Below are 25,789 nucleotides of genomic sequence, written 5' to 3'. Positions count from 1 at the left end.
TGTGTGTTATAATAGTCAAAGAAGGTCAGATAAAACATCTTACCTTCGACACATTACTGATTTATTTTAGAAACAAAAACATTAAGAAACTATTAAAGGAGATTTTATATGAACAATAATTTTGATCGTTTTGGTAATATGGATGACATTTTCAACCAACTCATGGGCAACATGAGAGGATATAGCACAGAAAATCGTCGTTACCTCATTAATGGACGTGAAATCACGCCTGAAGAATTCGAATACTATCGTCAAACTGGACGTTTGCCTCAAAGCGCTCAAGCACAAGAGCAAGCAGCTACTCCAAAACAAGGCGCAATTAAAAATGATGGTGTTCTTGCAAAACTCGGACGAAACCTCACTGAAGAAGCCCGTCAAAACATGCTCGATCCTGTCATCGGACGTAACAAAGAAATCCAAGAAACAGCTGAAATCCTAGCCCGTCGTACCAAGAACAATCCGGTCTTGGTCGGTGACGCTGGGGTTGGTAAGACAGCGGTCGTTGAAGGACTAGCTCAAGCCATCGTTAACGGGGATGTCCCTGCTGCCATCAAGAACAAAGAACTCATCAGTATTGATATTTCTGGTCTTGAAGCAGGAACACAATACCGTGGTAGCTTTGAAGAAAACGTGCAAAACCTTGTCAATGAAGTTAAGGAAGCTGGTAACATCATCCTCTTCTTTGATGAAATCCATCAAATCCTTGGCGCTGGAGCAACAGGTGAAAATGGCTCAAAAGGTCTTGCTGATATCCTCAAACCTGCCCTTTCTCGTGGAGAATTGACCGTTATCGGAGCAACCACTCAAGACGAGTACCGCAACACTATTTTGAAGAACGCTGCCTTGGCACGTCGTTTCAACGAAGTTAAGGTCAATGCTCCTTCTGCTGAGGATACCTTCCATATCTTGCAAGGGATCCGCGCCCTTTACGAGCAACACCACAACATCGTTCTTCCTGATGATGTTTTGAAGGCTGCGGTAGATTACTCTATCCAGTACATTCCTCAACGTAGCCTCCCTGATAAGGCCATCGACCTTGTGGACGTGACTGCAGCTCACTTGGCAGCCCAACACCCTGCTACTGATGTCAATAGTTTAGAAAAAGCGATCGCAGAGCAAAAGGCTAAACAAGAAGAATACGCAGAAAACCAAGATTATGAAAAAGCCCTTCATGCTAAGACACGCATCGAAGATCTCGAAAAACAATTGGCTAACCACACCGAAGAACAAAAAGTGACCGCTACAGTCAATGACGTGGCAGAGTCTGTGGAGCGCATCACTGGTATCCCTGTTTCACAAATGGGAACGAGCGACATCGAACGCTTAAAAGATATGAATGCCCGCTTGAAGAACAAGGTCATCGGTCAAGACGAAGCCGTTGAAGCCGTTTCTCGTGCTATCCGCCGTAACCGTGCTGGCTTTGATGATGGCAATCGCCCAATCGGTAGCTTCCTCTTTGTCGGCCCAACTGGTGTTGGTAAGACTGAGCTAGCCAAACAACTAGCCGTTGACCTCTTTGGTACTAAAGAATCCATCATCCGTCTGGACATGTCTGAGTACTCTGATCGTGTCGCTGTCTCAAAACTCATCGGAACAACGGCTGGTTATGTCGGTTATGATGACAATAACAACACCCTCACTGAGCGTGTGCGTCGCAATCCTTACTCTATCATCCTCCTTGATGAGATTGAAAAGGCTGACCCACAAGTCATCACCCTACTCCTTCAAGTTCTAGATGATGGTCGTTTGACCGATGGTCAAGGAAACACAGTCAACTTCAAGAACACCGTCATCATCGCGACTTCAAATGCTGGTTTTGGTTACGAAACCTTCACAGGCGATGAGAAGAAAGACGAAGACATCATGAAGAAGATTGCACCGTTCTTCCGTCCTGAGTTCCTCAACCGTTTCAACGCTATTATCGAGTTCTCTCACCTTGGTAAGAAAGAATTGAAAGAAATCGTCGAGCTCATGCTGGCTGATGTCAATATCACACTCGCTAAGAAGGATATCGACCTTGCAGTTAGTGATGCGGCTAAGGAATACCTCATCGAAGAAGGTTATGATGAAGCCATGGGTGTGCGTCCACTACGTCGTGTCATTGAGCAACAAATCCGTGACAAGGTCACTGACTTCTATCTCGATCATATCGATGCGAAACACCTCTATGCCAATATGAAAGATGGTGAATTGGTCATCACTGAACGTGAGAACGATAAAAAAGACTAATACCAAAAGAGGCTGAAAAACGTAGTCAGCCTCTTTTTATTTCTCGCTGTTATTTTAAATCTCGTGAAGTTATTCCCTACTAGGCTCTTTTCGGAGGTGATTGGAAAACAAATTCCTTGTCTAGATGGACTAAAATCGTTGATTTAATAGGCTTTTATGTTGACTGTTCTTCTTGAAAATAGCAATTTTATCTCTTTTTCTGCCAAAATTTGACAAAAAGTAAGAAACAACGTCGTTCATTAGAACACCAAAGCCCTCAACTACTAGCACTAGTCGAGGGCTTTTTTGACGTTCTTTTCAGATTACCAGGTGCTTTTAGGCTGGCAATACTGATTTATTTTTTGCCATCCAACCATTTGCAGATGACATGCAAAATCATGCCTGCAATGACTTCTGCTATAGTGACACTATAACTATCGTCTTGTCCTTTTAGAGGTCTGTTGGCCTTGCTAGTCTCCCCTACTTTCTTTTTTTATAGCCATCAACATTTCCCTTGCTGATAAAGTGGACAAACACGCCGAAAAAAACACCAGAAAGACTGTAAATCAAGACACTCTTCCAACTCAAAAACTCATGCAAATAAGGTCTGCCGCTCAAGAGAGGTTGAATGAGCCACATGGTTAGACCAAAAGAGAATCCTGCTTTCAAACCAACATGATGGATCTGCTTCTTCTCTTTTTCGGACAAGTCTTCGTAGTCCACCTTGGTCAAATCCACGTCAGTAGCCTTGGTCATGATATAAAGAGATAAACCAATCAAAACAAACATGAGAAAGGCGGGGTAGCCATAAGCAACGATAACCGGATAGCGACTGGCAAATAAAATAGAAATGAAATTTCCAATGAGTAAAATCCACACCAGATAAATCAAAGCCACATTCCCAATCCGATCTGCTTCTCGTCTTTTTTGCTCGTCTAAGGGTCCTGTAATACCGTAGAAACGTTTGATGATTTTTTCTGTCCATGTTTCTTTTTTCATCTGTCTTTCCTCCTCTATGGTGTCCAAAAAAGGCTATTGAGATCCGTTTCTAACTCTCTGGCTAGATTTAGACATAACTCTAGTGTCGGGTTGTACTTGTCGTTTTCGATCCGATTGATGGTTTGTCTAGCAACCCCGACTCGCTTTGCCAGCTCTAGCTGCGATAGCCCCATGCGCATGCGATAATCACTGACTCGATTCATCCCTCACCTCCTAAAATTGTCTCATATAAGTGACGTCCTTATAGGATAAGTTTAGTCCTTTTCTTATGATATGTCAACTATAAATGACATATTTTTTGAAAATGCTCTCCTTTCTACACACAAAAAAGAGAAAACCAAAATTGGTCTTCTCTTTTCATTTTACATGATACGTATCTTACTAGATATCATCTTTACGACTGTTCTTTTTCTTACCAAGAACGCCTAATGCTGATAGGGCAACTCCTAGGCCGAGTAAAGAGAGACGTCCGTCTTCTTTTACGCCTGTTTGCGGAAGTGCTGCTGCTTTGGCTGATTGAGAAGCAGAGGTACTCATCACAGATTGGGACATACTTGGTTTCAAGTGAGCACGGCTCATGCTTTCACTGAGAGAAACAGAAACAGAGATAGATAAAGACTGGCTTGTGCTTGCTGACCTTGATAAAGAATCTTGCTGAGATACAAAGGCAGATCTAGAAAGACTGGTGCTGACACTTTCTGACAGATGAGCTGATTCACGTTTAGAGATAGACTCGCTAAGTGACATAGATGTAGAAACTGACGCACTTGTGCTCATGCTGATAGATAGAGAGCGACGAGCTGATTCAGAAGCTAAGGCTGAATGACTCTTACTCATACTTTCTGAGACGAATCTTGAATCGCGTTGTGACACCGACTGGCTCAAGCTACGGCTCTCTAACTCTTGGGAAAGAGAACGGCTTTGGCTGATGCTTAAACTTTCGGATTGACGGTCTGAAGCCTGTCTAGACGCTGATTCACTCAGACTAATGCTTTCTGAAGCTATGCTTGAAGCACGTTTCGATGCGGATTCGCTTTCGCTTAGGCTTTCAGACAGGTGAGCTGAATCACGTTTAGAACTTGATTCGCTAAGGCTGACACTTTCAGAAGCGAAATGAGAATTTTGCTTAGAGGTTGAAGTGCTTAGGCTCATCTCTTGTGACAATTCAGACGCCGAGCGACTCAAACTTGCTGATGCAGTAGATCTAGAGAGGCTTTCGCTCTCGGAACGTTCTGACATAGAGCGGCTCTCGCTTGCTGAAGACATCGATCTACTCATGCTCTCACTTTCTGATTGCTCTGATGCAGAACGGCTGAGGCTGCGAGATGCGACAGATTTGCTGATACTTTCGCTTTCTGAAACCTCAGAAAGGGAACGACTCTCACTTGCAGATGCGTTTGACCTAGAAATGCTTTCGCTAGCTTCAGAATTTGATTTAGAGATACTTTCACTTTGTGAAACATTTGATCTCGAAATACTTTCGCTGGCTGATGAGTTCGACTTACTGATACTGTCGCTTTCGCTGGCTTGAGATTCAGAACGGCTGAGACTGATAGAGGCAGCTGATCTTGATAGGCTCTCACTTTCTGACAGAGCTGAAGTTGAGCGACTCATGCTAACAGATTCAGCTGACTTACTGATGCTGTCACTTTCTGAAGCACGGGATTCAGACTTGCTCATAGAATCTAGACTCTTCGATTCACTATCGCTGAGACTTTCTGATTGGTAAGTCGAATCACGTCTAGAACCTGACTCACTTAGACTAACGCTTTCAGAAGCAAAATGAGAATTTTGCTTAGAGGTTGAAGTGCTTTGACTCATCTCTTGAGAAAGTAGAGAAGCTGAACGACTCAGACTTTCTGAAGCATTTGATTGGCTAAGGCTCTCACTTGCAGATGCGTTTGATTTAGAAATGCTTTCGCTAGCTTCAGAATTTGATTTAGAGATACTTTCGCTTTGTGAAGCATTTGATCTCGAAATACTTTCTCTAGCTGATGAGTTCGACTTACTGATACTGTCGCTTTCGCTGGCTTGAGATTCAGAACGACTGAGGCTCTCTGAAGCACGTGATTCAGAACGGCTAACAGAATCTAGGCTCTTTGATTCGCTCTCGCTTAGACTTTCTGACTGATAAGTCGAATCGCGTCTAGACCCTGACTCGCTTAGACTTGCTTTTTCTGAGGCAAGAGAATTGCTGCAACTTTCGCTAAGTGAAATCTGGATAGACGTTTGAAGCGATCTTGATAGAGATGCGGATTCACTATCGCTGAGACTTTCAGAAAGTAACTTAGAATCACGCTTAGACATTGACTCAGATACAGAAACACTATCGCTTAGGCTTGCAGACGCCACTAACGAATCACGATTTGAGATGGAAAGGGATAATGAGTCGCTTTCACTCAGGCTAAGAGAAAGGAGATTAGACTGACGTTTTGAAGTCGAATCACTCTCGCTCATGCTTTCTGAAGCATAGACAGAATTACGTTTAGAACCTGACTCGCTTAGACTTGCTTTTTCTGAGGCAAGAGAATTGCTGCAACTTTCGCTGAGTGAAATCTGGATAGACGTTTGAAGCGACGCTGACAAGGAAGCCGAATCGCTCTCGCTTGCGCTCACTGAAGCAATGATCGAGTTGCGTTCAGAAATAGAGCGGCTCAAACTATCATTTTCAGAAACAAGAGAGGCTGATCTGCTCATACTGTCTTCGGCTTTAGAATCACTCGTGCTAAGACTTTCAGAGAGTTTAGAATTGCGGATGCTTTCGCTTTCTGATGCCTTAGATTCGCTGATGCTGAGGCTCTCAGATGCTTTAGAATCTCGAATACTCAAACTTTCTGACGCCTTGGACTCACTAACACTAAGACTTTCTGAAACTTTAGAATCCCGAATGCTCTCACTTTCTGACGCTTTAGATGCACTGATGCTAGTGCTTTCAGAGCTCTTTGATTCACTTGTACTGATGCTTTCTGAACTTCTAGATTCACTTTCACTTGTGCTGATGGAAGCGTTCGTTGAATCGCGTTTAGAGTTTGAAAGGCTCATGCTTTCGCTAGCTGATGAGTTTGACTTACTAATACTGTCGCTTTCTGATGCAAGTGATTGGCTACGGCTCTCGCTCACTGACGTATTCGTAGATTCTAACTTAGATGTAGATTCTGACGCTGATGTGCTGTCGCTGAGGCTAGTTGACTCATTGATCGAATCACGTTTCGATGCGGATTCTGATGCAGAGGTGCTGTCACTCATGCTCGTTGAAGCAATTGTGGATTCACGCTGAGACGCTGACTCAGATGTTGACGTACTATCGCTAAGACTGGTTGACTCATTGATCGAATCACGTTTTGAGGCGGATTCTGATGCAGATGTGCTATCACTCAAGCTGGTTGAAGCAATCGTTGATTCACGCTGAGACGCCGATTCGCTGAGACTTAGACTCTCTGAAGCGTTTGTTGATTCACGTTTGGACGTAGATTCTGATACGGACGTACTATCGCTGAGACTGGTTGACTCATTGATCGAATCACGTTTTGAGGCGGATTCTGATGCAGATGTGCTATCACTCAAGCTGGTTGAAGCAATCGTTGATTCACGCTGAGACGCCGATTCGCTGAAACTTAGACTCTCTGAAGCGTTTGTTGATTCACGTTTGGACGTAGATTCTGACGCTGACGTACTATCGCTAAGACTGGTTGACTCATTGATGGAATCACGTTTTGATGCGGATTCTGATGCAGATGTGCTATCACTCAAGCTGGTTGAAGCAATCGTTGATTCACGTTTGGACGTAGATTCGCTAATGCTGAGGTTCTCTGATACAAGTGACCGACTGCGACTCTCGCTGATCGACGTATTCGTTGATTCTAGCTTAGAAGTAGATTCAGATGCTGATGTACTATCGCTGAGGCTGGTTGATTCATTGATCGAATCACGTTTCGATGCGGATTCTGAAGCAGATGTGCTGTCGCTCATGCTCGTTGAAGCAATTGTGGATTCACGCTTAGATGCAGACTCGCTGAGACTTAGACTTTCTGAAACGATTGAAGCTGACCGGCTTTCGTTCGCAGATGAAATTGATTTCGATATGCTTTCACTTTCGGATGAATTCGACTTGGAAATACTATCACTTTGTGAAGCATTAGATCTCGAAATGCTTTCGCTAGCTGATGAGTTAGACTTACTAATGCTGTCGCTTTCTGATACAAGTGATTGGCTACGGCTCTCGCTCACTGACGTATTCGTAGATTCTAACTTAGACGTAGATTCTGACGCTGACGTACTATCACTAAGACTGGTTGACTCATTGATGGAATCACGTTTTGATGCGGATTCTGATGCAGAGGTGCTATCACTCAAGCTCGTTGAAGCTATCGTGGACTCACGTCTTGAAGCGGATTCGCTTGTACTGATACTTTCTGATGTATTAGTGGATTCGCGTTTAGACGTAGACTCGGACGCTGACGTGCTGTCGCTGAGACTTGTTGACTCATTGATGAAATCACGTTTCGATGCGGATTCTGATGCAGAGGTGCTATCACTCAAGCTGGTTGAAGCAATCGTTGATTCACGTCTTGATGCTGACTCACTTGTACTGATGCTTTCTGATGCATTCGTGGATTCACGTTTGGACGTAGATTCGCTAATGCTGAGGTTCTCTGATACAAGTGACCGACTGCGACTCTCGCTGATCGACGTATTCGTTGATTCTAGCTTAGAAGTAGATTCAGATGCTGATGTACTATCGCTGAGGCTGGTTGATTCATTGATCGAATCACGTTTCGATGCGGATTCTGAAGCAGATGTGCTGTCGCTCATGCTCGTTGAAGCAATTGTGGATTCACGCTTAGATGCCGATTCAGATGTTGACGTGCTGTCGCTGAGGCTAGTTGACTCATTGATAAAATCACGTTTTGATGCTGATTCTGAAGCTGATGTGCTATCGCTCATGCTCGTTGAAGCGATTGTGGATTCACGCTTAGATGCAGACTCAGATGTTGACGTACTATCGCTGAGGCTGGTTGATTCATTAATTGAATCACGTTTTGATGCTGATTCCGAAGCAGATGTGCTGTCGCTCATGCTCGTTGAAGCGATCGTGGACTCACGCTTAGATGCAGACTCAGATGTTGACGTACTATCGCTGAGGCTGGTTGATTCATTAATTGAATCACGTTTTGATGCTGATTCAGAGGCAGAGGTGCTGTCACTCATGCTCGTTGAAGCGATTGTGGATTCACGCTTAGATGCAGACTCAGATGTTGACGTACTATCGCTGAGGCTGGTTGATTCATTAATTGAATCACGTTTTGATGCTGATTCAGAGGCAGAGGTGCTGTCACTCATGCTGGTTGAAGCGATTGTGGATTCACGCTTAGATGCAGACTCAGATGTTGACGTACTATCGCTGAGGCTGGTTGATTCATTAATTGAATCACGTTTTGATGCAGATTCAGAGGCAGAGGTGCTGTCACTCATGCTCGTTGAAGCGATTGTGGATTCACGCTTAGATGCGGATTCACTTGTACTGATGCTTTCTGAGGCGTTTGTTGATTCACGTTTGGACGTAGATTCTGATACGGACGTACTATCGCTGAGGCTGGTTGATTCATTAATTGAATCACGTTTTGATGCAGATTCAGAGGCAGAGGTGCTGTCACTCATGCTCGTTGAAGCGATTGTGGATTCACGCTTAGAAGCCGATTCAGATGTTGACGTGCTATCACTTAGACTGGTTGATTCATTGATCGAATCACGTTTTGATGCAGATTCAGAGGCAGAGGTGCTGTCACTCATGCTCGTTGAAGCGATTGTGGATTCACGCTTAGATGCGGATTCACTTGTACTGATGCTTTCTGAGGCGTTTGTTGATTCACGTTTGGACGTAGATTCTGATACGGACGTACTATCGCTGAGACTGGTTGACTCATTGATCGAATCACGTTTCGATGCTGATTCCGAAGCAGATGTACTGTCGCTCATGCTCGTTGAAGCAATCGTTGATTCACGCTTAGATGCAGACTCGCTGAGACTTAGACTTTCTGAAACGATTGAAGCTGACCGGCTTTCGTTCGCAGATGAAATTGATTTCGATATGCTTTCACTTTCGGATGAATTCGACTTGGAAATACTATCACTTTGTGAAGAGTTTGATTTCGAAATACTTTCGCTAGCCGATGAGTTCGACTTGCTGATGCTATCGCTTTCTGATACAAGTGACCGACTGCGACTCTCGCTGATCGACGTATTCGTTGATTCTAGCTTAGAAGTAGATTCAGACGCTGACGTACTATCGCTGAGGCTAGTTGACTCATTGATCGAATCACGTTTTGATGCGGATTCTGAGGCAGATGTGCTGTCGCTCATGCTCGTTGAAGCGATCGTAGACTCACGTCTTGAAGCGGATTCGCTTGTACTGATACTTTCTGATATATTAGTGGATTCGCGTTTAGACGTAGACTCGGACGCTGACGTGCTGTCGCTGAGGCTAGTTGACTCATTGATCGAATCACGTTTTGATGCGGATTCTGAAGCAGATGTACTGTCGCTCATGCTCGTTGAAGCAATCGTAGACTCACGTCTTGAAGCGGATTCGCTTGTACTGATACTTTCTGATATATTAGTGGATTCGCGTTTAGACGTAGACTCGGACGCTGACGTGCTGTCGCTGAGGCTAGTTGACTCATTGATGAAATCACGTTTTGAGGCTGATTCTGATGCAGAGGTGCTGTCACTCAAGCTCGTTGAAGTAAGCGTGGATTCACGTTTAGACGTGGATTCACTGATGCTGAGGCTCTCTGATACAAGAGATTGGCTACGGCTCTCACTGGCAGATGAATTTGATTTTGAAATGCTTTCACTTGCGGATGAGTTGGATTTCGAAATGCTCTCGCTTTGTGAAGCAAGCGAACGACTGATACTGTCTGTCTGCGTGGAATTCGACTTAGAAATACTTTCGCTTGCGGATGAGTTAGATTTCGAAATGCTCTCACTTTGCGAAGCAAGTGAACGGCTAATGCTGTCTGTCTGCGTGGAATTCGACTTAGAAATGCTTTCACTTACTGATGAGTTGGATTTCGAAATGCTCTCGCTTTGTGAAGCAAGCGAACGACTGATACTGTCTGTCTGCGTGGAATTCGACTTAGAAATACTTTCGCTTGCGGATGAGTTAGATTTCGAAATGCTCTCACTTTGCGAAGCAAGTGAACGGCTAATGCTGTCTGTCTGCGTGGAATTCGACTTAGAAATACTTTCGCTTGCGGATGAGTTAGATTTCGAAATACTCTCACTTTGCGAAGCAAGTGATCGACTAATGCTTTCGGTTTGCGTCGAATTTGATTTAGAAATGCTTTCACTTCGTGAGGCAAGCGAACGGCTGATACTTTCACTTGCGGATGAGTTGGAGCGGCTGATGCTCAAACTTTCTGACGTTCTCGAGTTAGATTTGCTGATGCTTTCTGAAGCGTCGGTAGAATCCTTCTTAGAAAGAGACTGACTCAAGCTAAGACTTTCGCTCGAATTAGACTTACTGATACTTTCGCTTCTTGAAGCAAGCGAGCGACTAATGCTGTCATTTTGTGATGAGTTCGAACGACTGATACTTTCACTTTGTGAGGAATTCGAACGGCTAATACTTTCGCTTGCGGATGAGTTGGAGCGGCTGATGCTCAAACTTTCTGACGTTCTGGAGTTGGCCTTGCTGGTTGCTTCGGATGCACGAGAATTTTGTTCGGATGTTGAAATACTGATAGAGGTTGAGGTGCTTTGACTCCTACTCAAAGAATCTTTCACATCTTGTGTGCGGTCGTGGAAGGTGTAGGTAACAGTTTGTACACCATTTTTAAACTCAACAGTTTGACCAGAACGGTAACCATCCGCTGTATCAACGTTGGTGCGTTTAAATTCATAACGATTACCATAATCTACCCCATTGATAGTCAACTTTTCAGATGACATAGCATTTTGACTAGGCGTCAAATCAATAGTTTCCCCAGCTGGTTGGGCGTAGAATTTTTCATCCTTCAAGGTTGCACCAGTTTGGTCATCGATATACCTAACCTTGATAAAGGCACCATTGGCGGTATAATCCATCGATTCCAACTGGAACTGTTGCAAGTTGCTGGCACCACCCGTTGAGGCGTTGATGTTGAGAGTCAGATATTTTGATTTCGTTTGATCTCCAGAAAAGTTTCCTGCTTGGGTTAACCAAGTCTGTACCATATTGGCATTCTTAGGTGTAAAGGTCTGACCATTATAGGTAATGGTTAACTTTTTAGTATCCGCCTTATATGTAATTTCATAATCTTTTAGACCAGTATTAGAGGTGCTTGGATTGGAGGTCAATTTAACAGCTGGAGCATCTTGACTGTTCACTCCATAAGGCTGAGCCTTACCTGTATTATCTACATAAAAGAAGGCTCCAAAAGCGGTATTTTCATTAGTGAATGGATCTGCTGCCGAATTTGCATCTGCAGTATTCGGATAAGTATCTAGTTTAAAGCCAAAACTTCCTTTGAAGGCTGCCCCAGTCGCACCTAGACCAGAACCTTGCGCTCCTACGGCTCCGATGTCACCCGTAGAAAAGACAAGGGCAATCCCGTCTCCTCCACTCCATCTTACTTTATCCCCTAAGTTAATCTTTCCTTTGAGGGTAAAGTCCTTGGTCATATCAACCTTGGTATTGAGGGTGTAGGAACCTTTTTTATTTCCTTGGTTAGGTGTTAGGGTAACAGTGCCGTCACTTCCCATGGTTGCATCTGCATAGGTTTTAAAGAAACCATCTTGGGTATCCTTGGTCACATGTACCTTGATGTCCTCTTGGGTCATCGTAGCATTGCCCAAATCATATTGGGCATAGTTAGGGCGAGTATCTCCAATAATCCTAAACCCTGTTCCGGTTGGGATGGGTTGTCCTTCGTTTTCAGGACGAGGAAGGGCATTGCTCTTGCGTCCACTACGCGCCACAGAAGTGCTGGTCGTTGGGGTTGCCTGCGCCACAGCATAGGTGGCTGTTTCCAACAGCGCTTTGTTCTCAGTGTTGGTAAGCGGCGCTACGACAGACGCGTCCAAAGCGACACGAGAGCTAGCAGAAGCTTCACTGGTCGCAGATAGAGATGGTGTTTCAGAGCTACTCAAAAGAGAGGTCTCTTTTGCTGGAGTCTGGCTAAGACTATCCGAAAGGCTTGGACTCTTTTCTGAGTTGCTCAAGCTCGTTGAGGTCTTATCCGCCAAAGACTGGCTAAGAGATAGACTTTCGCTTTGACTAACAGAAAGCGATAGACTCTCACTTGCTGTGCTTTCAGATTGAGAAGTGGTTGTGCTGGTGCTTTCTGAGATAGAGGTCTCAGCCGTTTCTTTCTCCTCACGCTTGAGGGTGACTTGATCCTTCCCTGCAAGGGTGACTTGATCACCAGTTTGCGCTTGCTCGCTTTCTTGGATCTCTTCAGCATGCACGAGATTTTGCTGGGCGACGACGCCAGCGCCTAGAGCTCCCATCGAGAGCAGAGCTTTCATGTAAGCGCTATGCCCTTCTAGAGCCTCTAGGCTTTCTTCATTCACTGTGACACGATCCGAGGCGTTCTTGCCACCAAGTACTCGCATGAGCCCAAGTTGTGACATGACCGTTCGCACCCAATTTTTACCTGATTTGTGAAGTTTGACCCGACTTTTGCGGTCAATTTCTTCAAAATCTTTATTAAAACGTTTACGCTTCATGCTCATCCCTTTTCTTTTTTTATTTTTGATAGACCTATCGGTCTATACAGTTGTTTTTATTCTACACTTTATTCCTAAATAACTCAATAGGAAAGGTTTAATTTGACGAAAAAATTCGGAAATTGATAGAAATTTCTCACGAACTTTATCTGATATTTGTTTTTTGCGCCATTTTTTAACCCAAATAGGCTCGGTAAGCCTCCTCCGTCACCAAATCACTAGCTGTTTCTTGCGCTGTTACCAAGCGCTCAAAATACGACCGGTCCCTCAAGCAAGTCTCGATACAGGCAACCATGCTTTGCGCGTCATCTCTTGCAAAAACTTGCTCTTTAGAGAGGTACTGAGGTTGATGAAGGGTTTCTCTAAATCCTAAATTCAAATGGCGATGTTCAAAGCTAGCCCGCAGGGCAGATAAGATTTCGCCGTGGTGGTTGATATCCAGATAAAAGGCGGTTTGCTTTAAGAGTTGTCTGGCTTTTGCTACTGAGATATTTGGATACAGGCGAACATTTTTATAGCGAGAGTAGCTTAGGAGCTTTGGGGACATCTCGGTTAAGGCACCAATATGGAAGGTCAGTTCTGGCAAGCCTTCGACCAGTCTATCCAACTGTTCAATCTCATCAGAGTTGGTGAGAATGAGCGCCTCATGGTTCCAAGTGACCTCTCTTTGGAAAGGATAGAGGAAGCCGAGGTAATGGACTTTTTCCTTCTCTTTTTCGCTTAGCAAGGGCATCATCTTCGTATAAGTGGCCTTACTTTGAACTAACACGTTCGCTTTTTCACCGATTTTCTCAAACAAATAGCGCATATTGCCAGGAATACTGTCTGTGATGTCCTCCTGCCAGAAGAGATAGTGGCTGGCTCCTCCTATACCCAATGCCACAAAAAACGGAGTGGATAAGGAATTGTAACAAATCTTATCAAGGACAAAACCAGCTTTTTCCAAATAATAGCGAATAAAGCCAACCTTGTCTGAAAAGAGCTGATCTTTTTCTCCCTCACTCAGTAAAATCGCGCCTGTTCGGTGGTTTTCGCTGATGACTTCTCTGCCGAGACGATCGTAATAGCTGGTTTTCAAAGCGACTTCCTCTGCATCATAAACAGTCTGAGCAAAGCGCTGTCCCTTATCATTGTAGCGATCGGTAAAGACCACGCGCTTTCCTGCTTCATCTAACCAGTCCACCTGCTTAATCAACCGGTCATGTGTGGGGCTAGAAAAAACAATTCTAGCGCGCTTGTAGTGATAGTCATAGACTTCACCTTCTGTATTATTGCCCCTAATTTCCCACAATTTTGGCACGGTTAATTCATTAAAATAAAGGGGGCGTCCGTCGTCTTTAGGGTCATAACCGGTGAAAAATTGATAGGGCGACGTCACATCATCAGGTAGAAAACCGTCGTCCTCTAGAACCACCGTTGGTGCCTTGTACCCTGATTTTAGAAGGGAAAAATGCAAATCCCAGCTTTTTTGATGGTAGCGTTCAAATAAATTGATCATGCTTCTCCTCCTATTAGCTCTCTCCAGCGTTCGATGAGTTCTTCTGTGAGATAAGGGCTTGCAATCGCATAGGAAGCCTCAAAAACAGGGGTGAGGTCTTCTTTTTCAAAGAAAGTCACCACGCTGTCTTTAAAATCTCTCACAATCTCACGTTCATCCTTGCCTTCTTTATGTTCGATTAAAAAACCGTTTTTACCTTCCTGCACAAAGGTTGGATTGCCGTAAGGCACATCAAAACCAATAATCGGTAAACCAGATCCAACCGCTTCTAACAAGGTTAGACCAAAACCTTCACTGGTTGACCCTGCTAGATAGAGCTGGTATTGCTGATAGATGTCCTCCAAATGATGGTGCCCCATCAAGCGGATGTACTCGCTAGCCTCATGTTTTTTGATTAAGTCTTCAAGTTTAGAGCGCTCCACCCCTTCACCGTAAATGTCAAAGGTAAACTCTGGTAAGACCTTTCTAATCTCGATAGCCGCTAAAACCAGCCAATCGATATGCTTTTCAGAAGCTAGCCTTGAAGCGGTGATGGCTGAAAAAGGCTTTCTCTCAATCGAAGGACGCTTCAACTCGTCTAGACTACCGACTGGAATGGTCACAATCTTTGGCTCTACGCCCTTATACTTGAGGAACTGATCCGCCAAGGTTTTCTTTTGTAAATCCGTTGAAACAATGAAGAAATCCACCTCAGCAACACTATCAAACTCATACTCGTAATAGTTGTTCCATAGAATGGTGTAGTCCGTCACATTGCTAGGACTATAATGTTCGGCATGGACGACAACACCTAAGCGAGCCTCGCCTTTATTTTCAAAAGCAGCCCGTCCAAGACCAGTCGAGCGATCCATGATGAGGACGTCTTCACGCCCTAACTGCAAGCACCTAAAGAAATACCCAATCCAATGTTCCTTGGAATAAAAAATCTGATCCTTGAAGCGATAAATGTTCTCTGTGCCTTCTTGAATCAACTCATCATAAGCGACACTACCGTCACGGTTGAAAAAAGTACGTTGATAGAGGGTAGCTTGATTGTTTTTCGGGATAAAATACTCTGAAAAAGTCTTTTGAAACGAATAATAGTCTTTACGCACCAGGGCACCTTTTGAGACGACCTCTACTCGGTGAACCAACTCTTTACTCCCTCTTTCAAAATAAACCCGCAAGTAGTCCTCATCATTGAAAAAGAGTTTCATGGTCACTCCCTCGTCCACTTCGCGAACGATTGGGTTACGATAAGCGCGCTTGAGCTCTTCTAAGGTATAGGTCGTTGGGGCAATGGGCATATCCGTAAAGAAATTATAGAGCCAGATAATCTCCTCGTCTAAAAATCCAATGTTGCGTGTCAAGGTTGCGATGTTTTCATGGTTGAAAAAATCCATAAAAATAAACTTGCTCTCGACACCTAGCTTTCTCAAGATAGCACCACGATAGGCTTGAGCGTACTCGACACCGCTGCTTGCCCAACCAATCCCTAGGTTAATGTTATAAATGGTCAAATCATTCTCCTTTCACTCAGCCATTAAGCAAAGTAAATCTCCACTTCATCTTTTTCATTGTAGCTCACCTCAGAAAGCAAGAGGTTTCTCACCAAGAGCCTGTGGACTTCCTTACGCATCTCTTGATAAGCCGCCAAGGCTTCCTTGTGGTATTCAAAATAAGGGTTGCGCTGGGCAGTTTGCCTGCTTGCGACCACTGTTCTCAACTGTTGGAGGTAGTCCACTTCCTCAATCCACGCCTCATCAATGGCTTTTAACAAAGCTGCTCTCACAAAGTCATCATAGTCTTCTTTCAGAAAGGCTTGCTTGGCTGCTAAATTATGACTTGCAAGCTCCATCAAAAATTCTCGTAAAGCGTGCTTACTCAAGGGAATCAATTCATGAAAGAAATCCAAATGATAAGTGAGGTTCTCAAAGATAAACTGCCGCACGACAAACTCATTCAAATCCGTTTGGCTATCGATAAAGGCATCAATCTCAGCACCAATCAACTGCAAGGCATCTAACTGCTCATGACCACCAAAAATCAGCTGATTTCTCTCGTTATAGACGAGTTGTCGTTGCACCTTGACACTCTCGTCGTATTCAAGGGTGGTTAAGCGCTGGCGTTTACCGATGCCGTCACTTTTTTCCTGCGCTGCTTTGACCAAACGTCTAAAACGTGCTTGGGTCAATGCTTTAGGGGACTTGTTTTCGCGTTCTTTTTGATGCTTTTTGAAATAGTCCTGTGCCCACTCGTCACCGTTTTTGGTGATAAGGTCGTCCTCTAAAGAGACAAAGAATTGACTAAAACCAGGGTCGCCTTGCCTGCCTGAGCGTCCTCTCATCTGAAGGTCGATGCGCTCACTTTCCATGCGTTCTGTCCCAATGACAGCTAGCCCTCCCAGGGCTTCAACACCCTCTCCTAACTTGATGTCTGTCCCTCTTCCTGCCATGTTGGTTGCGACCGTGACACTGCCTAGCTGCCCTGCTTCTGCGATCATCTCTGCTTCTTTGGCAGCGTGGTGGGCGTTGAGGAGGTTATGGGGAATTTTTTCTAAAAGGAGGAGCTCCGAATAGAGTTCCGACATCCGTACAGAGCCTGTCACCAGAAGGATGGGTTGTTTTTTAGCATAGATTTCCTTGACTAGCTGCATTGATGCCAGCAACTTTTCTGGTAGGGTGGTATAAATCTTATCGGGATAATCTATGCGCTGGATAGGCTTATGGGTGGGAACTTGGATGACTTCCATATTATAGACTTCCACAAATTCATCCTCGGCGACTTTTCCTGTTCCTGTCATGCCAGAAAGTTTTTCAAACATGAGAAAGAGATTTTGGTAGGTGATGGAGGCAACTGCTCGACTTTCGTCTGTGATTTTACAACCCTCTTTGGCTTCTAAGGCTTGGTGTTGTCCGCCTTGGAGCTTATTTCCTTCTAAGATGCGCCCATTGCTCTTATCGAGTAGCTTGATTTCTAAGCCTTCTTTTCCTTTTTCAACCACATAATCCTTTCCTTTTTCAAAAAGATAGTGGGCACGAAGCGAGAGAACCAAACGACGAATCAAGTCAAAATTGTCTTCGCTAAAGAGTTGCTGGTCTGAAAAGTAACGTTCGGCTTGATCGATTCCTTTTTGGGTCAGCCAGATTTCTTGACTTTCCTGATCGTAGTGGAAATCCTCTTCTTCTGTTAAACTCAGGATAAAATCATTGGCATAGGTGTGCAGATTGGACTGCAACCTAGGAGAGCCTGAGATGACCAAAGGAGTCTGCGCCATATCCAATAAAACCGCATCCGCTTCATCAACGATGGCATAGTAGAGCTCTGGCATGTATTTGGTGTCTTTTGAAATGGCGAGGTTATCAATCAAATAGTCAAAACCAAGCGCTGAATTGGTGGTATAGACGATATCTTGCTGATAGATGAGCTTTTTTTGCTTAGCACTCAACTGCTCCTTGTCGTCCTCTGCCACACCAACACCGACGCTTAGCCCCAAAAACTGATAGACAGGCGCCATCTCTGTGGCATCGCGAATGGCGAGGTAACTACTCGTTGTCACCAGAAAGACGCTTTTTTCAGTAAGGGCATTGAGGTAAAGAGGCATAGTGGCAGTCAGGGTCTTGCCTTCGCCTGTTTTCATCTCAGCGAGGTTACCTTCATGTAAAATAATGGCACCAATCACCTGCACATCATAGGGGAACTGCCCCAAAACACGCTTATCCACCTCACGCACCACCGCAAAAGCCTCAGGCAAAAGACTGTCTAGACTCTCGCCTTTTTGCAGACGCTCTTTAAACACCGTGGTTTTTTGACGGAGTTCCTCATCAGATAGTGCCTGCATCTGAGGGGCTAGGGAGTTGATTTTGTCAAGGATTTTTCCAATCCTTTTTAAACGATAATAATCGAGTGAGAAATAATGATGCTTCACTTTCTCCCCTTTCTAACAGAGTTGCGGTTGCTGTAAAAACAAATCAATCGGATTGCGGATAGGCGCAAGAAGCTTGAGCGCCTTGGTTTCTTCGGGGGCTTGAAATGTATAAATCTGGTTGCCTGCCTCTGCCAAATCTCCTTCTTCCTTCATCAGATAGACCTCGCCTCCAGCTAGGGCGCTTCTAGCATAGAGGGCAGCTTGATTTTCTAGATCACCTGTCCCGATAAAAAACAGTCTGGTTTCTGGCATTCGTTCTCGGTCGTATCTCGCCTTAAGTGTTTTGATAAAATCCTCGCTAAAAGCGTCATCTCGTTCTTTTCCTTGTACGATCATAACCCCTTTTTCATTCTTGAGTGAACTGGTTTTCAAATCTTTCTCGTAGCGCTCATTCAAAAATAAAACCTTGAAACTCTTTAATTCTTCTTGCTCAAGCACTTCTTCTAATAGCAAGTGCTGAAAATCCAGCAATTCACAACCGGCATTAATCAGCGAAATCTGGTAAGCATGGGCTTCTTTGGGGTAGGTGAACTGCCCGCTTCCTTCTTTGATGACACTAAAGCCGATTTCTTCTTGAAAGGCATTGTAAAAACCAATGCGCAGATAGAGGCTCTCTTCTGGCAACATCCTTGCTTCTAAGATCAACCGATAAGACTGCCCTTTTTTTAACAAGGGAAGCTGGGCAGCTTTTTTCTCCGCTTGGTAATCGGCAAAAGAGCGCCACTCAAAAAGCGCATTTCCTGCTGGGATCAAGGGATTTGCCAGCTGGGCACGCCCTTCTTCAAAGGTCAAGCGACTGCCATACAAATAAGTGTCTTTTCCATATCCAGTCCAAGTAATGGCGTATCTCATGTGTTCTCCTTACGGTTAAAGCCAAGTTTTAGCAGCTGTTTATACTGATTTAAAAACCAAGGGATGGTAAAGTGCGACCCGTCTGTATGCCGTCCTGTCCAAGACCGCCCAATAATCTGCACGTCCTTGCCGCTCAAGGTTGTCATCAACTGTGAAAAGGCCTTGCTATCGTAGTCATCATTTTTCATATAAGCAATGTAGAATTTAGTGCCGTGATAAGAGGCATCTTGACATTTTTGCCAAAATCTCTCATCTAAGGTCTTAGCTTGCGACAAACCAACTGCCCCCTCCATGGTTAGGAGCAAGTCTAGCGAAGTTGGAAAACCATTGGGTCTGACCCGCTTTTCTAACAAGGCCATGCTCCCCAAGTGAAAAAGCGGCTTTGATAAGACAAAGGCATAGGGGTCTAGTTCCATCCCGTGATACATAGCGCCATAAGTTCCCATAGACATGCCAGAGAGGATGAGGTCTTTATTAGTAAAGCCTAAGAGGTCCAAGTGGTCTTTAATGAGCTTTGGAATGGCTTTTTCCAGCTCGTTCGTCCCCATATAAAAGCTCCCTCCCTCAAGACCTGGGTCGCAAATGAGAAGAAAGGGCGCTCCTAGACCTTTCATCATGCCGTATCCTTCAAAACCATCTGCCGTCCGATACCCTGAAAAATAAACACAAAGTGGCGGCTTGAAATCACCCGGATGAAAGAAATAAGGAATTTCACGTCGCTCTTGATCAACAATCCGCTTGCCACCTAAAACAAACTCTCCAAATCCATGGCGACTCCAGCGGTAATGCAAGGGCCCGACCTTGAGATTTCCCTTTCCCTTGGCAAGAAGTGTCACAAGGAGATAGCCTTTTTGATTGGAGTTGACAATACTGGGTTTCTTGAGAGCGTCGCCTTCAAATTCCCAGACCTGCGACACATCTGAAAGTGTTGCTGAAACGACATGTCTGACCCTCATTTTGAGATCAAGCGTTTCATCAGCGATAAACTCCTGCCAAAGCTCCATCTCCTTGGTCGGATCATAGGCAATCGACTCACCAAATGCTCCGATCACCTGATAATCGCTAGTCTCGTCTATCTCAAGATCCAGATAAGCCGAGCCGATATAGTGGGCGCTTCCTCTAAAAGACGGTGCTGGGAGGAACTCCTTGACATAAATCTTTTGACCAAATAGGCTTGGAAATAAAATTTTTGAAAAGAGAGCCACCACATCTAAAGAACCATCAAGCCTAATGGCTTGAGCAAAGGTGCGCTCGACAAAGCCCGACAAGCCCTTATCTCTCTTATCCCAATCAGTTCTCACAAAAACGTGATGCGGCTCAATCAAAGGCTCAAGCAGACGAAGTGTTTCTGGATAAGTCGTGTCTGATAAAAGGAGTGCTTCTAGCCCTTGAAATTTTTCCTTTGCTGCCTTTGCCGCTTCTTTTTGCGCTTGAAAGGTCGCAACAAATTCTGAAATAGCTTCTGGTTGGATAAAGAACCACTCTAGGCTTTCTGAACTTTCTCGTCCATCCATTAGATTAGCGCTTCCTATCTGCAAGACCTTTGCTGTCTTAGTAGCCATAGCCCACTCCTTCCTTTATCTTTTCAACCAAATGCCCATCGGTATAATCTGAAATCTTATCCACCGCATACATCATAGAGGTATTCCAATTTCTAAGCCCGTCTAAATAGTAATGCAGGGCTTCTGTCAGCTGATTTGAAGCCTGTAAGACATACCCATTTTCAAGATGCGTGACGGCGTCAGAAGCTACTAGGTTAATCTGCGGAACACCTGCGCTCAGCCCTGCAATCTGAGTATAAAGGTCTGGCTCTTGCGATAGGTCAATAATCAGCCTTGCTTCGCTGAGGCTCTTAATAATAGCAAGATCGTTAGGCAGCAATTCCAGCACCGCACGCCTTTGTGGGGGTGATTCTTCTTCCTCGTCATCGTTATCAACCCCTTGGTTTTCACTCACACCTTTTGCTGTTTTTTCCTTCACACTCAAAAATGGCTCCTCAAAAACAGACAAGTGTTGTTCCATTTTTTCTTCTAACTGGGCTTTTCTTGACGGATCTTGGTAGGAAATCAATTTTAGATAAATCCTTGCATCCTTTCTCATCACCTCCACGATCTGCGCCAAAGCCTCATCCAAAACCTCATCGCTCAGCTGATCAATCAAAACATACAGGTATAACTCTCTCAAACGCTGACTTTTTCCCAGACTTAAACGCGTATCAAAAGGGGAAATCTGCAAGACTGGAACCAGTGATTGGTAGGGCAGGTTAGCTTTGGTGCTTTTTTTATCCACCAAAACCAAATCGGTCTGCAATAAGGCAAAATCATCGTTTTCTTCCACACGAAAGCGGTCTCCAAAGAAGGACATCATCAATTTTGCCTGATGTTTGTGCTTGGTCACGAGACTGTTGTGAGCAGGGTGACTCGCTAGCATAAGGACTGTTTCTTGATGAAACTGTTTATGGGCAAATCCAGCTACTTTTTCTTCAATCAAGGCTGCCATATTCGGATAGCTACTTTGGTGAAAAAAGACTTGATAGTCTGGATTGACCTCTATCTGACCCGTCTTTTTATCCTCGCGTATCCGCCAGTTTCCAGCTTGATTGAGGTAATCTTGATGATGTGGACTATTGTCTTTAAAATAAAGCACACTAGACAAAAAACCTCTATCATCAAACATCAATTCATAGTCTTTTTCTCCATCCTTAAAAAAGATGATGCGCATCAAGTGAGCGGCTTCTCCAAAATCAATGTGTGCTAGCTCTTTGCCGTCTTGATAGACAAGGACCAAAAAGGGTGTGTAAACAAACTCAATATTCTCCCCCCAATCAAAATCTCTAAAATCAAGAATCTTTGGCTTGGTCTCTTCTATCCCTTGGATTTGGTCAAAAATCGCGATCGTCTCCACCTCAAACAAGCCATAACGGTGCAAGAAGTAGCGCAGGTGAGGCATGTGATTTAAAACCAAAAGGCCCACATTTTCTTTCACTGCCTGAAACATCTGCAAGTGGTTAATGGTGTCATCAAACTTAATCGGAGAAACACCGTAATACCAAGGCTCGGTCACATCTCCCCAAGGATTTTCTTTGGGATACCAAGCTGGAACAAAGTAAAACATAGCGCCTCCTTTCTAAAAAATCGAGCGGTATTCTTTCTTCAACTGCATGGTGAGAATTTCCTCGTTAATCATCAACATCATGCCAGCTGTCATCATCAACATCCCCACTAGTGAGGCAAGAGGCTTTAAAGCATCATCTGAAAGAGCAAGAAACATGGGCACCACCATGAAAAAGCTGGTCACTACCCCACTAAATAAGCCAAAGAAACGAACATAACGGGTCACATAAGCTTTGGTTTCCTTGCCTGAACGTACGCCAATGATATAATCTCCAGAATTTCTAAACTCACGAGCAATTTTCGTTGGATCCACATTGACAAAAGCAAAAGCATAGGATAGCCCCAAAATCAAGGCACCATAAATCAAGATGCCGCTAGCACTGGTTGTCGCAAAAAACTGGCTAAAGCGCTCAAGAAGAGAAGGACTGAGCACGAAAGAAAACAAGGATAAGAGATACTGCGGCAAAGCCAAAAAAGTATAAGCGTACATAATCGCCATACCGTTAGAGGGGTTGACCCTAATCGGTAGATAAGTTTCTTTGACCAAATCATTGTGAATGGACACCCGTTTCATCGGAATACGGTACTCCGCTCGCTCAAAAACAACCATCATATAAATCGTCAAACAAAGCCAAATCACAGAAAACACCCCATAACCCAGTGTTCTAGGCTCAAAGGATTCTACCAAACCAGATAGCAAACCAAACTGAGAAACGACAATGCTCGCAAGCATCAAAAGGCTCATGCCACCGATGCCATAGCGGCTATTAACTTGGCTTAAAAATGCCAAGACAAATGCCCCTGCCACTAAAATCGCTATCCAAACCACGACAGCCAAGACAACAGCATAGCCAGACAGCAAGTAAGGTGCTATGGTGAGCGCTATGGTGAGCGCTTGTAGTACCGCAATCACAATCATGACAAGATACTGACGTTTGCTTTGCTTTTCTTCTGACTCTTGACGGCGTTTCCTACCTGCGGCAAAGACCCGCAACAAAATCATGGCGTACATCCAAGGTCCAAGCCCCAAAGAAAACAAACCCACCTGTGAGAGATTGCCGCTCGTCACCAAGCCAGAAGCCTGCAAAAAAGCATTCTCAGACTTTAATAAGGCGTTCGTATCTAACAGAGGCAGCGGAATCAAACGCCCCAGCAAGAAAACAGATAATAGCCCCAAAGATACCAGACACTTTGACAACAAGCGATGCTTATAAAAAAATCTTCTCATTTTTGTTCCCTATCTTTCTCTAAAAGTGGAAAAAACCTTTCAGCGCACTCCATACCCCGACCAACAAACCGATCACAATCATCAGGGCAAATAAGAGGGAAAAGAAAGGAAAGGGGTCTTTTTCTTTCTTTGTGCTGATTTGATGCCGTTCTTGATCCAGACGGCTTTGGATGCTTTTTTTCAAATCATGGTTGGCCATACGTTCTCTTCTTTCCATTTTCAAACAGTCTATCCCTTATTATATCAAATATTCAGCAACTTTTCCCCTGTAAGCCTGCATTTTCCCTTAGTTTTTCCTTTATCTTTTCTCCAATTATTTCCGTAAATAAAATTATGTAAAATAAATGGCAAAAAAAGAGAGCATAAGCTCTCTTTAACTGCATTAAACAACTGTATTAAGCGTTTTTCACTGTTTCAAGGAATTTTGGACGAAGGGTCGTTCCCATGTGTTTGATGGTTCTGATTTGCGTGAGCGGAATATCCAACTTCTCATAGACTGTCCGCCAAGGTTCCCATGCAAGACCTGTTGCTTCTTCGATTTTAACGTTGAGGTTACGGACATTGCCGGTAAAGGAAATGGTGGTGCTAAAGCCTGCGGTACGTCCTTTTCCGTTATCTTTCCAAGTCTTATGCGTTAGGATTTCATTGCCATCTTGATCGTAGCTGACTTCATCCCACTCGATATTGTAGCGCGCTACATAAGCCCCGCGGTGTTGGATAACAAGGTCACTGGTCTTATAAGAAGTAATCTTGGTTTCAACATAGTCCGTGCTATTTTGAAGCGTCGCTGTTGAGTTGTCCTTCAAGAAGGCTGTGCGGTAAGAAATTGGCACCCCTGGGTTTTTCTTGTTAAATTGGCTACCTTCTTCTAGCAATTCTTGAAGTTTTTCGATGCCACCGCTCACCACTTTGGCAGCCCCGTTTGGATTTCCACCGATAATCACAGCAGTAATCTTGGTTTCTTTCAAGATTTTGCTGTACTCAGAGCTTGGAGAAAGTCCAACCCCTTGGATAGCTGCGGTGAGAGCTGCGGTAAATTGATCGCTCTTGCTAGTGGTTTCGACCTTGACATACATAGAACGGCCATAAGACACGCTGGACACATAAACTGGCGGCGTTTTTTCTGTCACCCCACGACGTGCCAAGTATTCTGGTGTCACCCCTGCGCCAAAGACGTCGGCTGGATTTTCTGGCAAATCAAAGTCAGCTGTGTAGTAAATTTGCTTAAAGTTGATGACTTTGGTTTGTTTTTCGCCAGAGTGAGTCGCACCAAAATCAATTTTTAGGGGAACAGCAATCTTTTCAAAATCAAGACCAAATTTAGCCTTTAATTGTTGCATGCTTTGAGCATCGACAGAATCGTACTGCATCTTAGCAGGCACGTTGTGCGTGTCGGCATAGTTGTTGTTCCAGTTGGCAACAAGCCCGTTGATGGCATCTCTAACGGTGCTGGCTTTTGGATTTTTCACCACAGCACGGCTCTGACCATTGGTTAGACCGGGCAAATCCACACTCACGCCGATAGCAGATCTTGGAACGATGATCGGATTTGGATTGTTTTCCAAAAGACGTTGATCCGCTTTTAAAAGAGCGCCTGGATAAACACGGTTGTCATTTGCCGTGATGATAGAAATGTCAGGTGTGCTATTTGAGAAGCTCTTCTTCTCTTTTTCAATCACGATAAACTCACCCGGACGTTTTTTCGTTTCTTTAGGAAAGACATTACTGATTTTTTCGCCTTGATGCGCCAAGATTTCATTCTCGTTGTAGGTCATATCCAGCAAGTAATCGTTTAATTTTTGCTTTTCAGGAGACATCACCTCAGCAACTTCTGGTTGTTCCGTCACTACTGGAGCTGAAACTACGGGTTGGGTAACTGGTGCTGCGACACTTGGTGTGGTGGTTTCTGTTTTTGGTACTTCAAGAGTCGCTTCTAGTGCAGGTGTACTCTCAGGTTGACTTTCTGGTGTTGCTACTTCACTCACGCCATCTGGGATGGTCGTTGTTGTGGTGGTCGTCGTAGTCGTTGTTGTGGTGGTGCTGATATGCGTCACCGTGTCGGTCGTTGTTGTGGTGGTCGTGGTGGTGGTCGTGGTGGTCTTGATCTGATCTGCTTCTACCTTTTGGCTAGAGAAAACCCCAGCTGTTAGAAGGAGACTTCCTAAAAGGACAGAACTGGTACCAACAGTAAATTTACGAATAGAAAAACGATCGCGTTTTTGCAAAGACATAGCCTTTCTCCTTAAATAATGGTAAAAATAATTCGGTTTAAGGGA

The 25,789-nt window shown here is 44.3% G+C and carries 13 protein-coding genes; 1 reads left to right on the top strand and 12 read right to left on the bottom strand.

Annotation, left to right across the window (positions count from 1 at the left end; genetic code table 11):
* Positions 1-108: 108 nt before the first annotated feature.
* Positions 109-2,229, top strand: coding sequence for an AAA family ATPase (locus ACZ49W_RS03945; protein ID WP_464814033.1), 2,121 nt, complete (start codon positions 109-111; stop codon positions 2,227-2,229).
* Positions 2,230-2,688: 459 nt separating this feature from the next.
* On the opposite strand, the gene ACZ49W_RS03940 is transcribed toward ACZ49W_RS03945, so the two are convergent.
* The 12 genes from ACZ49W_RS03940 to ACZ49W_RS03885 all read right to left on the bottom strand — a co-directional run bounded on the left by ACZ49W_RS03940 (position 2,689) and on the right by ACZ49W_RS03885 (position 25,744).
* On the bottom strand, positions 2,689-3,207 hold the full coding sequence (locus ACZ49W_RS03940; protein WP_464814032.1) for a DUF3278 domain-containing protein: 519 nt from the start codon (positions 3,205-3,207) through the stop codon (positions 2,689-2,691).
* Positions 3,208-3,221: 14 nt separating this feature from the next.
* On the bottom strand, positions 3,222-3,410 hold the full coding sequence (locus ACZ49W_RS03935; protein ID WP_464814031.1) for a helix-turn-helix transcriptional regulator: 189 nt from the start codon (positions 3,408-3,410) through the stop codon (positions 3,222-3,224).
* A gap of 178 nt (positions 3,411-3,588) precedes the next feature.
* Positions 3,589-12,915, bottom strand: coding sequence for a lectin-like domain-containing protein (locus ACZ49W_RS03930; RefSeq protein ID WP_464814030.1), 9,327 nt, complete (start codon positions 12,913-12,915; stop codon positions 3,589-3,591).
* Between the two features lie 175 nt (positions 12,916-13,090).
* Positions 13,091-14,413, bottom strand: coding sequence for an accessory Sec system glycosylation chaperone GtfB (gene gtfB, locus ACZ49W_RS03925; RefSeq protein ID WP_464814029.1), 1,323 nt, complete (start codon positions 14,411-14,413; stop codon positions 13,091-13,093).
* Positions 14,410-15,912 (bottom strand): accessory Sec system glycosyltransferase GtfA, encoded by a 1,503-nt coding sequence (gene gtfA / locus ACZ49W_RS03920; RefSeq protein ID WP_464814028.1) that lies wholly within the window; start codon positions 15,910-15,912, stop codon positions 14,410-14,412. Before gtfA ends, gtfB begins: the two co-directional genes overlap by 4 nt.
* 23 nt (positions 15,913-15,935) lie before the next feature.
* A complete protein-coding gene (gene secA2 / locus ACZ49W_RS03915; RefSeq protein ID WP_464814027.1) occupies positions 15,936-18,320 on the bottom strand; it encodes an accessory Sec system translocase SecA2 in 2,385 nt (794 codons plus the stop codon).
* 12 nt (positions 18,321-18,332) lie between these two features.
* Positions 18,333-19,172 (bottom strand): accessory Sec system protein Asp3, encoded by an 840-nt coding sequence (gene asp3 / locus ACZ49W_RS03910; protein WP_464814026.1) that lies wholly within the window; start codon positions 19,170-19,172, stop codon positions 18,333-18,335.
* Entirely contained in the window at positions 19,169-20,734 is a 1,566-nt protein-coding gene (asp2, locus tag ACZ49W_RS03905; protein WP_464814025.1) for an accessory Sec system protein Asp2, read from the bottom strand. Before asp2 ends, asp3 begins: the two co-directional genes overlap by 4 nt.
* Positions 20,724-22,286 carry an accessory Sec system protein Asp1 gene (gene asp1 / locus ACZ49W_RS03900; RefSeq protein ID WP_464814024.1) on the bottom strand — a complete coding sequence of 521 codons (1,563 nt, stop codon included), beginning with the start codon at positions 22,284-22,286 and terminating at the stop codon, positions 20,724-20,726. Before asp1 ends, asp2 begins: the two co-directional genes overlap by 11 nt.
* A gap of 12 nt (positions 22,287-22,298) precedes the next feature.
* On the bottom strand, positions 22,299-23,513 hold the full coding sequence (secY2, locus tag ACZ49W_RS03895; protein WP_464814023.1) for an accessory Sec system protein translocase subunit SecY2: 1,215 nt from the start codon (positions 23,511-23,513) through the stop codon (positions 22,299-22,301).
* Between the two features lie 19 nt (positions 23,514-23,532).
* Positions 23,533-23,712 carry a hypothetical protein gene (locus ACZ49W_RS03890; protein WP_464814021.1) on the bottom strand — a complete coding sequence of 60 codons (180 nt, stop codon included), beginning with the start codon at positions 23,710-23,712 and terminating at the stop codon, positions 23,533-23,535.
* A 196-nt stretch (positions 23,713-23,908) separates the two neighbouring features.
* A complete protein-coding gene (locus ACZ49W_RS03885; RefSeq protein ID WP_464814020.1) occupies positions 23,909-25,744 on the bottom strand; it encodes a thiol-activated cytolysin family protein in 1,836 nt (611 codons plus the stop codon).
* Positions 25,745-25,789: the final 45 nt, after the last annotated feature.

Source organism: Streptococcus sp. STR1/CE/0325, from assembly GCF_055386095.1.
The sequence above is the reverse complement of the archived record's forward strand: the minus strand, read 5'-3'. Positions and strand labels throughout refer to the sequence as shown.